Genomic DNA, 12,037 nt, shown 5'->3' with positions numbered 1-12,037 from the left:
AGCCCCTATTACTTGAAATGAGCACCGCTAGATTAACACAAACCCATCCGAAAGTAGGAACCATGTCCGTGTGCTCGGATTATTCCTCCACGTGAACCGCAACGTCACGTCGCTGCGGTACTCCGCCCAGCAGCCCGACCGCCGCGACGAGCGCGCTCATAGCGATACCAATCCATAGTGCCTGCGCAGAGCCGTTATTGCCCGCGCTCGAGAGCGACGCGGCCAGCCAGTGCATCGGCATCGCCGAAGAAAGTGCCTCGAGGACCCCACTAACAGGGGCAGCCGCGGCGGCTTTCCAAACCCACCCGACTACCCCCATCTGAAGAATTATCAGGATTGCGGCAACCAGACTCCCCCATCCGCGGCCAAACAGCGCCGCGAGCGCCGTCGTCACACCAACGGAGGCGGCCGCACCGCACAGCAGCGCGAGAGCCGCGATCCCCAGAGCGGCCGGGCTCAGGTTGTGGCCGAGGATGAACACCAGCACCCAGCCAGCAACCGCCAGGAGCACGACGCCTAGCGCCAGCGCCAGCCAGCGCCTCGTGCGGGACATCCACGCCGCCGCAGCGACGCCGACGCCACCCAGCCCCACGAGCGCCGCGACCAGCATCGCCGCGACCGGCGCCAGCGAGGACTCCTGCGGCTCCTGCGCCTCCGCACCCGCCTGGGCCGCCGCCGGCGCCGGGAGCGCGCCACGCACCGCGCGGATCTGGTCGGCGGTCAGGTTCGCCATGTGGTCAATCTTTGCGACGCCCTCATCAAGCTGTGCAATACCGCCGACCGCGCCCTGCGCCTCGTTATTGAGCTGAGTCAGTCCACTCGCCAGCTGCTGGGCGCCGTCCGTGGCGGTGTACACGCCGTCGTGGTAGGCGTAGCCCGGCACTGCCAACTGGTTGGCCACCTCGCGGGAGCCGTCACGCAGCTTGTTCATCTGCGCGACAACCTCCGGCGGCAGCTGCGCGTTTTCCGCCTGCACCTTCAGTTGTTGGAGCTGCTCACGCGCGGCGATGACGTCCGGATCCTTGGAGGCCTTCGTCGATACGAGGGCACGGTCGATGGCAGCGGTGACTTGGCCGCGCACCGCATCGAATGCCGTGGCCTGCTCGACGACCTGGCCGATCGCATCCGCGACCTCCGTCGCGCCACCCCCGAGCTGGCCCGTCGCCGCCTGCAGCTGCACCATCCCGGCCGACAACTCCTGGGCACCAGTCTGCGCCTGGGAGATCGCGGCGACGAGTTCGTCGGCGCCGCCGGTGAGCTGGGAGGTGCCGTCGACAAGCTCTTTGGTGCCCTGCGTGAGAAAGCCCGCCTGCGTGTTGGCCTCCCCCGCCGCGCGGCGCGCCTCGTTCGGGTTGCCGCGATCCGACGGCAGCTGCGGCGCGCTGGCATCCCCCTGCGTGGACATCCAAGTACTCACCGGGCTCAACGGCAGGAAGGCCGCAACAATACACACCAACAACACACACAACACGCGCCACTTCATGGTGCACAATGTAACCCCTGCAACTGCATGAATGCTGGAAGGCACACCGCACGCTCCCAAAGATGTTGTGGCCTTGTCCAAGCTTGTTGCTACCCTTTAAAGCAACTGACAGTTTTCAAATCCCAAACTCAGAGAGGGTTCACCATGGCACTACCTCTCGTGCTCGCATTCGTGGCCGCGACAGTTCCGCTATCGCCGCTGCTCGTGCGAGTTTTCGACAGGAAAGCAGGCTGGCCGCTGGCGCTCCTGCTGTTCGCCGCAGCGGTCACGCTGGGCCGCGAATTTCCTAACATTTCCCAAGGCAACGTGGAAACGTGGTCCCTTACATGGGCCAACGACATCCTCGGGCCCGGCACCGAAATCGCGTTCTCACTGCGCGCGGACGGCCTGAGCATCTTCTTTGCGTTGCTCGCGCTCGTCATTGGCGGCATTGTCCTTATATATTCGGCCGCATACCTGCCGAAGCGCGAGGGCAACACCAGCTTCTACACCATCATGACGGCGTTTACCCTCTCGGTGCTGCTGCTCGTGCTTGCGGACGACACCGTGCTCCTCTTCATCGGCTGGGAGCTCGTCTCGATCGCGTCCTTCATGCTCATCGCCCGCTCCGGCTCCGGCGGCGAGGCCGGCTCCTACCGCACGCTCATCCTGACCTTCTTCGGCGGGCTGACGCTGCTGGCGGGCCTGGCGGTCGTCTCCGTCGCGGCGGGAACGACGCAGCTCAGCGCAGTGCTCGCGTCGCCGGTCTGGGCGCAGTCGCCGGGGCTGACCACCACGGTGGCACTGCTCATCGGCTTCTCCGCCTTCACCAAGGCCGCGCAGTTCCCCTTCCACTTCTGGCTGCCTGAAGCCATGGCGGCAGCCACGCCAGTCTCCGCGTTCCTGCACGCAGCGGCAGTGGTCAAGGCGGGCGTCTACGTCCTGCTGCGCTTCTCCACCATCTTCCACGACGTCACCGCGTGGAACACGCTGCTGCTGGTCACTGGCCTGTTTACCGCGCTGATGTCGGCAGCCTTCGCCATTACGAAGACGGACCTGAAGCACCTGACGGCCTACTCCACGGTTTCCCACCTGGGTTGGATCGTCGCGGCGATCGGCATCGGCACCCCGGCGGCGCTCGCCGCCGCGATGGTGCACACGCTGGCCCACGCGCTCTTCAAGTCCTCCCTGTTCATGCTCATCGGCGTCATTGACCACCAGGCCGGCTCCCGCGACATCCGCCGCCTCGGCCAGCTGTACAAGCAGCTGCCGTTCACCTTCGCCTCCACCTGCGTGGCCGCGGCCTCCATGGCCGCCATCCCGCCGCTGTTCGGCTTCATTTCGAAGGAATCCATCCTCACGGCGTTCGACGCCACCAGCTTCGGCCCGCTGCTGCTCGCCGTCGCGGGTCTTGCCGCCCTGCTGACCTTCATCTACTCGGCGAAGATCGTCTTCGGCGCATTTATCGACGGCACCAAGCCCATGCCGCACGTCACCGAAGCGCCCGTCGCGCTCTGGCTGCCAGCCGCGCTGCCCGGCCTGACCTCCCTGGTCCTGCCGTTCACGCTCGGCTGGGTAGACAACCCGATCAACGCGGGCGTGCGCACCATCACTGGCGACACCGAGTTCCACTCGCACCTGGCACTGTGGCACGGCCTGAACGCGCCATTCATCGTCTCGCTCATCGTGCTCGTGCTGGGTGTTTGCTTCGTCCTCTTCGTGCGCAAGCCGTTCTTCGCGGCCGTCGAGAACAAGCAGCTGCTGCCAACCAGCGGCAATGACCTACTCAACGCCATGGTCCGCGGGCTTTCCAAGGTGGGCCGCTGGCTCGGCGCGATGGCGGACACGTTCAACCCGTCGCGCCACCTGCTGCCACTCGTGCTGTGCATCCTCGTCCTGGGCGTCAGCACCGCCGTGCTCACCCAGAGTGTCGACGGCATGCCGCTCGCCCCACGCGCCGAGGGCATCGACGTGTGGTGGGACCTCATCCCATTCGCCATCATCGCCCTGTCCGTCATCGGCCTGGTGCGCACCCGCTCCCGCCTCGCCGCGGCGGTGCTCATCGGCACCACCGGCGTGGGTATGAGCCTGCAGATGCTGATGCTCGGCGCCCCCGACGTGGCACTGACCCAGTTCCTCGTCGAGTCCCTCACCGTCGTGGTCATCATGGTGGTGCTGCGCTACCAGCCACGCACCTTCCCGAAGACCCCGACGTCACGCAAGGTGTTCGCGGCCGTCGTCGCTGTCATCGCAGGTATCGTCGCCTTCCTCGGCGTCTACGCCCTGCTGGGCCGCCACGACCGCTCCGACCTCGCACTGTGGTACCTCACTGAGGGAGGAAAGATGACCGGCGCGGACAACATCGTCGCCGTCATCATCGTTGAGTTCCGTGGCTTCGATACCCTCGGTGAGCTCTCCGTGCTGGGCATGGCGGCGGTGGTCATCGCGGCCGTCGTCCAGTCCATGCCGCGTCACATGTTCGAGGCCGGCACCCGCCCACGCCCGTTCGGCCAGTCGCAGCTCAACTCGCTGCCACTGCGCAAGGCGTCCGCGCTCGTCGTGCCGATCCTCGCGCTGCTGTCCGTCCTCATCTTCTTCCGTGGCCACACAGCCCCCGGCGGCGGCTTCGTCGCAGCGCTCGTGCTGGCCACCGCGTTCGGACTCAACTACCTGTCCCGTGGCGCGGATGCGTACGTCGTGAAGCAACTCACCCCGATCCGGCTGACGGGCTGGGGCATCATCATCGCGATCAGCTCCGGCTTCCTCGGCTTCCTCGAGGGCGGCTTCATGTACGCCATCCACGGCGAGATCGCCGGACAGCACATGACGACGTCCCTCATCTTCGACTTCGGCATCTACCTCGCCGTGCTCGGGATGGTCACGCAGGCGCTCAACGCGCTCGGCGGCTACCTGCGCCCAGGCACCGACATCTCCGACCTCACCTACACCCGCGGCGGCGAGAACCCGCTGCCGGACGTGCCAGAGCCAGAGGCGCCCGCCGAGCCTGTCGACGCCCACCCAGCACCACTCAACCCCGCGGAAAGCCCGCGCCCAGTTACCACGAAGGAGCTGTAAACCACATGGTCATGGCACTTACCATCGCGGTCCTGGTTGCAGGGTCCGTCTACATGATCCTGCAGCGCGGCATGGTCCGCATCATCTTCGGCATGTCCCTGTTCGGCCACGCCTCCAACCTGACGCTGCTTGCCACCGGCGTCGGCGCCTGGCGCGGCGAGGCATTCCCCTCCCGCACCGAATTCGCCGACCTATCCGACCCGCTGCCGCAGGCCTTCGTGCTCACCGCCATCGTTATCGCCATGGCGACGACCACGATCCTGCTCATGCTGGCCTCCCTCGGCAAGGATGACGACACCATGGACAACCCGACCGGCATCGCAGGCACTTACGACCTCATGCGCCTAAGCCCGTCCGCGCTGTCCACCGCAGGCCGCACCGCGCGCCTCAACCCGAAAAAGATGAACAACACGGAAGGAGCACCACGCGCATGAGTGCGGACGCAATCCTCCCAGTCTTCGTCGCGCTGCCACTCATCATGGCGGCGGTGACGACGCTCAGTCCCTGGAAGCGCGGCAACGACGCCCTGGGCCTCATCATCCCCGCCATCAACCTCGGCCTGGCCATTTGGCTGTACAGCTACACCGCCGAGCACGGCACCATCTCCCACGTCATCGGCCTGTACCAGGGCGGCGTCGGCATCTCCTTCGCCGCCGACCAGTTCTCGGCCATCATGCTGATCACCACCATGATCGTGGCGCTGACCTCCAACTGGTTCGCCAGCGTGGCCGGTGAAACCCAGGCGCGCTACTTCACGCCGCTAACCCTGGTGCTTATCACCGGTGTCTCCGGCGCGCTGCTCACCGCGGACCTGTTCAACTTCTTCGTCATGATCGAGGTCATGCTGCTGCCGTCCTACGGCCTCATCGCCATGACCGGCACCCGCAACCGCCTGCTGTCTGCCCGCACGTTCGTGCTGGTGAACCTGGCGGCGTCGACGCTGCTCGTGATGGGCGTGGGCTACATCTACGGTGTTGCCGGCGCCGTCAACATCGCCGCCCTGCGCGGCGCCGCGGCCGGCAACGGCCCGATCACCGTGGCCACCGGCCTGGTCGTCATCGCCATCGCCGCCAAAGCCGGCGTCTTCCCGGTCCATACCTGGCTGCCACGCACCTACCCCTCCACCAGTGCCGCCGTCATGGGCCTGTTCTCCGGCCTGCACACCAAGGTGGCCGTCTACATGCTCTTCCGCATCTGGGTGGTCATCTTCGACATGGACGCGCGCTGGAACGCACTGATCATCGTCATCATGGTGATCTCCATGCTCATCGGTGGCTTCGCCGGCCTTGCCGAGCACACCATGCGCCGCGTCCTGGGCTACCAGATGGTCAACGGCATGCCGTTCATCCTCATCATGCTGGCCTTTACTAACGACGACGCCCGCTACGCGCTTGCCGCCGGCCTCATGTACACGCTGCATCACATGATCACCATCGCAGCACTCGTGCTCAACGTCGGTGCCATCGAGGAAACCTACGGCACCGGCACCATCTCGAAGCTGTCCGGCCTCGCACGCCGCGACCCGCTCACCTCCGCCGTCTTCGTCGCCGGCGCGTTCTCCATCGTCGGCTTCCCGCCGTTCTCCGGCCTCTTCGGCAAGGTCACCATCGTGCTCGCCGCCGCTACACCCGGCGACTGGCGCTCCTGGGTGGCAATCACCACCATCATCGTCGCGTCCTTCGGTGCGCTGCTGTCCATGATGCGCGTCTGGAAGCGCGTCTTCTGGGGCCGCCCAATGCAGCACTACCCGAAGGCCCTCAACGTCCGCGCGAAGCTGCTCGCACCGTCCGCGCTGCTCATGTTCATGTCCCTCGGCATGTTCATCGGTGCCGGCCCACTCTGGGCAGCCAGCACCGCGGCCGTCGACAGCCTTCTCGACGTCGACTCCTACACCACCGCCGTCCTCGGCGACGACGCCATCGGCATCCCCGATGTGGACACCCTCCAAGGAGGTAACTAACCATGCTGCAACGCTTCGTACACGGCGTGGGCTACACCGCCTGGCTCATCAAAGAAATCTTCGCCTCCGGCTTCAGCGCAGCCGCCGCCGCGTTCAAGCCCAACACCGGGCTGGACCCGATCATCATCTACTACCCGCTGCGCCTGACCACCGACTGGCAGATCTTCTGGTACTCCACCTCCATCACCGTCACCCCGGGCACGCTGTCCCTCGGACTGCGCTACCCCGCCCAGGAAGGCGGCCCGATCGTGTTGCTGGTGCAGGCCGCGTTCGGCAGCGACCCTTTAGAGCAGATCGCCGGCCTCATCGACATGGAAGAGCGCATCAACCCGGCAGTCAAAGCCACCCCGCTGGACCCCGCATCCATCGGGTGGGACCACTACGTGGACCTCGGCGACCCCGACGACCACACCCTGCCACCCGCGGAAAGGATGGACTAGAACATGTTTGAAACGATCCTCATGGGCTGCGTCATCGTCATGGCGCTCAGCCTGCTCGTCGGCCTCGGTGGTCTGATCCTGGTCAAGGACGAACTCTCCCGCGCCGTCATGGCCGACCTCATCTTCTACGCCATGGTCACCATCTTCCTCGTCTGGTCCATCTGGACCCAGACCATGATCGGCTACGAAATCGCCATCCTCGCAGGCCTCGTCTGTGGCGTTATCCCGACCATCTCCATGGCCCGCATCATCACGAGAGGACGCCGCTAATGACCATCATCGAAATCATCGTCGCAGCGCTCGTCATCGTGGCCACCCTACTGGTGGTCGCCACCGCGCTCCTGCAGCTGCGCGCCCCCGACGCACTGACCCGCGCGAACCTGCTCGGCCCAACCGTCTGCCTCGCCTTCCCGATCCTGGTCGTTGCCAAGCTGATCTGGTCCTGGTCCACCACCGGATTCGACCTCAACGACTTCCTCCGCGCCATCATCGCCATCGCCGGCGTATGGATCGTCGGCTCCGTCGGCTCCTTCATCATGGGCCGCACCCTCTACGGCGTGACCGTCTCCGATAAGCGCGACCGGCACCCGAACCGGCCAAACTACCGGATTTAGGTTCCGTTTTTTGGGGGGTGGCGCCCAAAACCATTCATAGCGTGGGCTTAAAGGAGTGCGATGCAGGTCGCGCATTTTCACCCGCCCGAGCCGGTTTTCGGTGACCAGCATCGCACTCCGTTAACACCTCGACACGAACAAAACGCTTGGGGTGGTGCCGTGTCTGTACCCCAAAAACGCCTAAACCCGCCGGGACGTCACCGTCCTGGCGGGTTTAAATCGTTAAGGGTTACTTCTGCTGCGCAGCGCGCTTAGCAGCAAGGGACTCGCGAACCTTGGTCTCCAGGTCAGCGTCGACCTTGCCCCAGTACTCGTAGACGCGCTCCTCGATCTCCTTGTTGGTGATCGCCATCATCTTGTTCGTGATGTTGTGCACGAAGCGTTCCTTGGCGGCGTCGTCGAAGACGTCGCGGTAGAGGGTGCCGGCCTGGCCGAAGTCGTCATCCTCAGCGTGCTTGACGTAGGCGGCGCGCACCAGGTCGGTGCCCTCCGGGTCCGGGTTGATGTACAGGTTCTCGGCGAGGCCGAGGTCCTGGCCGCTCGCGGAGGTTTCGCCGTCGTCGAGGTAGCCGGCGCCCTTCTCGTAGGAGTTCGGGCTGTAGTTTGGTTCGTTCTCTTCGTTGAAGAAGTATGCCATGGAGCCGCGCTCTGCGTAGGTGTTCACCTCGTTGATCGGGCGGTTGACCGGCAGATCCTTGTAGTTGGCGCCGATGCGGTAGCGCTGCTGGTCAGCGTACGCAAAGACGCGAGCCTGCAGCATACGGTCCGGGGACAGGCCAATGCCTGGGACCAGGTTGGCTGGGTCGAGTGCCAGCTGCTCGATCTGGGCGTGGAAGTTCTTCGGGTTGCGGTTGAGGACGAAGTAGCCGACGTCGATAAGCGGGTAGTCCTTCTGCGACCACGTCTTGGTGAGGTCGAACGGGTTGAAGCGGTAGTCTTTCGCTTCCTCGAACGGCATGATCTGGACCTTGACGTCCCAGATTGGGTAGTCCCCCTCCTTGATGGCATTGAAGAGGTCCTCGCGCTGGAAGTCCGGGTCCGTGCCGGCCTTCTCGGTGGCTTCTTCGTCGGTGAAGCATTCCCAGCCCTGGCGGGTCTTGAAGTGGTACTTGACCCAAACTGGGGTGCCTTCCTCGTTGATCCACTGGAAGGTGTGGGAGCCGAATCCGTCCTGGTGACGGGAGGTCTTCGGAGTGCCGCGGTCGCCGAGCAGGTAGGTCACCTGGTGAGCAGATTCAGGGGTGCGGGTCCAGAAGTCCCACTGCATCTCGTCATCGCGCAGGCCGGAGTTCGGCTGGCGCTTCTGGGAGTGGATGAAGTCCGGGAACTTGATGCCGTCGCGCAGGAAGAACGTCGGGGTGTTATTGCCGACAATGTCGTAGTTGCCGTCTTCGGTGTAGAAGCGCAGCGCAAAGCCGTGGACGTCACGCCAAGTGTCTGGGGAGCCTGCCTCACCAGCAACGGTGGAGAAGCGTGCAGCCATCGGGGTGACGGTGCCAGGCTGGAAGAGCTTCGCCTTCGTGTACTTGGACACGTCCTCGGTGATGTGCAGCTCACCGAATGCTCCGTGGCCCTTCGCGTGTGGAATACGTTCGGGGACATTCTCGCGGTTGAAGTGCGCAAGCTTCTCGATGAGGTGAATGTCATCCAGGACATTCGCGCCCTGACGGCCCTGCGTAACACTCACGTTTTCCGATGGGACGGGCTGGCCACTGAGCTGGGTGGTTTGACCCTTGCCCGCTGGACGTTCGCCGTTCGAAAGGATGTGGTCTACGTTCTTCTCTGCCATTGTTAGTCCCTCCTTATTGTTAGGGTTCGATTTATACAGTACGCGAATATCAGAGTGGCATCAAGGGTTTTTCCAATACTGGTACCCTTTTTATTCGTGAACAGCAGCGATAGCCAGTACGTCACCGACCTCGCCCTCCGGGCAGGTCGGGGCGACAAAGCTGCCCTCACCGACTTCATCGCCGCCACCCAAGACGACGTCTGGCGCCTCCTCGCCCACCTCGCAGGACACGACGCCGCCGACGACCTCACCCAGGAAACCTACCTGCGCGCCCTCGGCGCCCTCCCACGCTTCGCCGGCCGCTCCACCGCCCGCACGTGGCTCCTCTCCATCGCGCGCCGCACCTGGATCGACTCCGTGCGCCACGACCGCAGCCGCCCGCGCGCCACCAACAGTGACTACGACGACGTCGCCAACCAACAGCCCAGCACCGACGACCCGAACCTGTGGCCCGAAGTTATCGACGCCCACAACCTCCTCAACGAACTCGCCCCCGACAGGCGCGAAGCCATCGTCCTCACGCAAGTGCTCGGCTACAGCTACGAGGAAGCCGCCAAAATCGCTGGCGTGCGCATCGGGACCATCCGCTCCCGCGTCGCCCGCGCCCGAAAAGACATCATGCGACTCACTGAACAGACCTAGTTCATAATCCCATTTTTCGTTTATTGCACAGCAGGCCCTCGAAGACCTTGACATCGCGCTTTCACAACCCCACTCGAGCAGCGTCGACATTGTCGTCGATGGGTCCCAGCAGCCGCTACGGATTCCACGATCCGCCGCCTCTGCACTACGCGAAGTGCTCGCCAACGAGGTGGAGGGCAGGCCGGTTGAAATAGTGCCCGTACGTAAAGAACTCACCACCCAGCAGGCGGCGGACCTCCTCCACGTGTCCAGGCCTCACGTCGTGAAGCTCATCGACACCGGCCAATTAGCCGGCCACAAAGTCGGGGCGCACCGGCGCCTCTACGCCGACGACGTCTTCGCATTCATACGCAAAAGGGACGCAGCGCAGCGCGCCAACACGGACGAATGATCCACCTGGAACCAAACCAAAAAGGTTCCGAATTCACCGACCAGGCCCAACCCATCAACTACACTGCCTTTTATGATTCGAAACGCAATAGCGATCTCCTTTGCCTTCATCGGCATCGTTGTCGGCGCCGGGTTTGCGTCCGGGCAGGAAGCGATGCAGTACTTTGTAGCCTTCGGCACGCAAGGCATTTGGGGAGCACTCTTGAGCTCGGCCCTGATGCTGGTCGGCGGTATCTCCATCCTCCAGCTTGGCTCCTACTTCCAGGCGACTGAACACATGGAAGTGCTCGGCAACATCACGGGCAAGGTCATGGGCTGGGTGCTCGACATCTCGACCATCATCACGCTGTTCTCCATCGGGTTCATCATGTTCGCAGGTGCGGGCGCGAACCTGAACCAGCAGTTCGGCATCCCGGTCTGGATCGGCGCCGTCATCATGCTGGCAATGGTGCTCGGTGTTGGCATGCTGGACGTCAATAAGGTGACCGGCGCGATCGGCATCCTCACCCCATTCCTCCTGATCTTCGTGATCGGCGGCTGCACCTGGACCATCGTCAACGCGCAGCCAGACTGGGATAGCATCAACATCGCAGCCCAGGACGTCGCAACCGAGCTGCCAAACTGGTGGATCGCCGCACTGAACTACACCGGCCTGAACTTCATCTGCGTTGTGTCCATGGCGGTCGTCATCGGCGGCAACTACCTCGATCCGCGCGAAACCGGCCTCGGCGGCCTCTTCGGCGGCATTGCCTACCTCGCGATGCTGCTCCTGCTCGGCATGGGCCTCATGGTCAGCATCAGCGACGTCAACGGCCACGACATGCCGATGCTCACCCTCATCAACAACATCAACCCAACACTCGGCCTCATCATGACGTTCGTGATCTTCGGCATGATTTTCGCCACCTCGTTGGGCATGTTCTACGCCCTAGGCAAGCGCCTGGCACGCGGTCGCCAGCAGAAGTTCCGCGTCATCTACATCTCCGCGTGCCTGATCGGGTTCGTCCTGTCCTTCGTCGGCTTCAAGGACTTAATCTCGTTCGTCTACCCGATCCTGGGCTACCTGGGCCTGGTACTCATCGTCGTGGTCACATCAGCCCGCATCCGCGGCTCGGAAACCCTGCGCCACGAAGGCAGCCTGCGACGCCGCGCCCTCGAGCTCATGAAGGACAAACTCGATCCGCGCGTGAAGTTCACCCGCCACGACCAGCGCGAGCTGGACAAGATTACCGAGAAGTCCGTCATGGAAAATAAGGACTTCAAGGAAGCCATGATCGAAGAGGCCGAGCAGGCCCTCGAAGCGGAAGAAGTCCTCGAGACGGAAGAGGCTGAGAGCCAGGCTAAATAATCCTGCTCCGCCAAGTGCCAAGGGACGCAAGATGCGTGCTTTGGCACTTTTTCTTTGGCTCATACAAGGGTGAGCGCACCAAATTCCTGTTTTTCGGAGAGGGGTCGGGACGTTTCCCCAGGTCGTAGGCAGTACTTGATGGAATGTGGTGTCCCCACCACCCGGTCCGACACCAAATTCCCGCTTTCAGGAGCAGCCCTGAGCGTTTCCCCAGGTCGTTGGCGCTGCTCAAAGGAATGTGGTGTCTCCACCACCACCAGCAACACGCTCAAAGCGCAGCAAAAAGCGGCCCCGCCAGGGAACAAACCCCAGGGGAC

General features: G+C 63.8%; 11 protein-coding genes. 9 read left to right on the top strand and 2 right to left on the bottom strand.

Translation table 11 applies throughout. The annotated features are described in order from the left end of the window. Positions 1 to 79 precede the first annotated feature (79 nt). A complete protein-coding gene (locus JMN37_RS08425; RefSeq protein ID WP_252931723.1) occupies positions 80 to 1,483 on the bottom strand; it encodes a hypothetical protein in 1,404 nt (467 codons plus the stop codon). A gap of 144 nt (positions 1,484 to 1,627) precedes the next feature. Between JMN37_RS08425 and JMN37_RS08420 the strand changes: the two genes are divergently transcribed. From JMN37_RS08420 to JMN37_RS08395, 6 genes are read left to right on the top strand one after another with little or no spacing between them, the layout of a single operon-like run. After that, positions 1,628 to 4,537, top strand: coding sequence for a DUF4040 family protein (locus JMN37_RS08420; protein ID WP_252931721.1), 2,910 nt, complete (start codon positions 1,628 to 1,630; stop codon positions 4,535 to 4,537). A 5-nt stretch (positions 4,538 to 4,542) separates the two neighbouring features. Beyond that, positions 4,543 to 4,971 carry a cation:proton antiporter subunit C gene (locus JMN37_RS08415; RefSeq protein WP_252931720.1) on the top strand — a complete coding sequence of 143 codons (429 nt, stop codon included), beginning with the start codon at positions 4,543 to 4,545 and terminating at the stop codon, positions 4,969 to 4,971. After that, on the top strand, positions 4,968 to 6,497 hold the full coding sequence (locus tag JMN37_RS08410; RefSeq protein WP_070477295.1) for a monovalent cation/H+ antiporter subunit D family protein: 1,530 nt from the start codon (positions 4,968 to 4,970) through the stop codon (positions 6,495 to 6,497). The genes JMN37_RS08415 and JMN37_RS08410 overlap by 4 nt, the downstream gene beginning before the upstream one ends. Positions 6,498 to 6,499: 2 nt before the next feature. Continuing rightward, entirely contained in the window at positions 6,500 to 6,937 is a 438-nt protein-coding gene (locus JMN37_RS08405; protein WP_083433255.1) for a monovalent cation/H+ antiporter subunit E, read from the top strand. Between the two features lie 3 nt (positions 6,938 to 6,940). Next, positions 6,941 to 7,207 (top strand): cation:proton antiporter, encoded by a 267-nt coding sequence (locus tag JMN37_RS08400; protein WP_071573602.1) that lies wholly within the window; start codon positions 6,941 to 6,943, stop codon positions 7,205 to 7,207. Beyond that, positions 7,207 to 7,551, top strand: coding sequence for a Na+/H+ antiporter subunit G (locus JMN37_RS08395; protein WP_070363266.1), 345 nt, complete (start codon positions 7,207 to 7,209; stop codon positions 7,549 to 7,551). Before JMN37_RS08400 ends, JMN37_RS08395 begins: the two co-directional genes overlap by 1 nt. Positions 7,552 to 7,780: 229 nt before the next feature. On the opposite strand, the gene JMN37_RS08390 is transcribed toward JMN37_RS08395, so the two are convergent. After that, complete coding sequence (locus JMN37_RS08390) at positions 7,781 to 9,340, bottom strand: catalase (RefSeq protein ID WP_071573601.1); 1,560 nt, start codon at positions 9,338 to 9,340, stop codon at positions 7,781 to 7,783. Between the two features lie 96 nt (positions 9,341 to 9,436). Here JMN37_RS08390 and JMN37_RS08385 point away from each other — a divergent pair, with 96 nt between their 5' ends. The 3 genes from JMN37_RS08385 (at position 9,437) to JMN37_RS08375 (ending at position 11,720) form a co-directional block, all read left to right on the top strand. Continuing rightward, entirely contained in the window at positions 9,437 to 9,982 is a 546-nt protein-coding gene (locus JMN37_RS08385) for an RNA polymerase sigma factor (protein ID WP_070363268.1), read from the top strand. 193 nt (positions 9,983 to 10,175) lie between these two features. Beyond that, positions 10,176 to 10,373: a helix-turn-helix domain-containing protein gene (locus JMN37_RS08380; protein ID WP_177224298.1), complete on the top strand. Its 198-nt coding sequence runs from the start codon at positions 10,176 to 10,178 to the stop codon at positions 10,371 to 10,373. A gap of 72 nt (positions 10,374 to 10,445) precedes the next feature. Next, positions 10,446 to 11,720 (top strand): YkvI family membrane protein, encoded by a 1,275-nt coding sequence (locus JMN37_RS08375; protein WP_070477286.1) that lies wholly within the window; start codon positions 10,446 to 10,448, stop codon positions 11,718 to 11,720. Positions 11,721 to 12,037: the final 317 nt, after the last annotated feature.

This window comes from Corynebacterium lipophilum (assembly GCF_024102595.1).
GTDB classification, from domain to species: domain Bacteria; phylum Actinomycetota; class Actinomycetes; order Mycobacteriales; family Mycobacteriaceae; genus Corynebacterium; species Corynebacterium pseudogenitalium.
This window is presented reverse-complemented; position numbering and strand designations above follow the sequence as displayed.

What these genes read in the sequence shown, in the direction of transcription:
- JMN37_RS08425 (WP_252931723.1), bottom strand. Translation starts at nt 1,483, where the DNA reads ATGAAGTGGCGCGTGTTGTGTGTGTTGTTGGTGTGTATTGTTGCGGCC.
- JMN37_RS08405 (WP_083433255.1), top strand. Translation starts at nt 6,500, where the DNA reads ATGCTGCAACGCTTCGTACACGGCGTGGGCTACACCGCCTGGCTCATC.
- JMN37_RS08400 (WP_071573602.1), top strand. Translation starts at nt 6,941, where the DNA reads ATGTTTGAAACGATCCTCATGGGCTGCGTCATCGTCATGGCGCTCAGC.
- JMN37_RS08375 (WP_070477286.1), top strand. Translation starts at nt 10,446, where the DNA reads ATGATTCGAAACGCAATAGCGATCTCCTTTGCCTTCATCGGCATCGTT.
- JMN37_RS08395 (WP_070363266.1), top strand. Translation starts at nt 7,207, where the DNA reads ATGACCATCATCGAAATCATCGTCGCAGCGCTCGTCATCGTGGCCACC.
- JMN37_RS08410 (WP_070477295.1), top strand. Translation starts at nt 4,968, where the DNA reads ATGAGTGCGGACGCAATCCTCCCAGTCTTCGTCGCGCTGCCACTCATC.
- JMN37_RS08415 (WP_252931720.1), top strand. Translation starts at nt 4,543, where the DNA reads ATGGTCATGGCACTTACCATCGCGGTCCTGGTTGCAGGGTCCGTCTAC.
- JMN37_RS08420 (WP_252931721.1), top strand. Translation starts at nt 1,628, where the DNA reads ATGGCACTACCTCTCGTGCTCGCATTCGTGGCCGCGACAGTTCCGCTA.
- JMN37_RS08390 (WP_071573601.1), bottom strand. Translation starts at nt 9,340, where the DNA reads ATGGCAGAGAAGAACGTAGACCACATCCTTTCGAACGGCGAACGTCCA.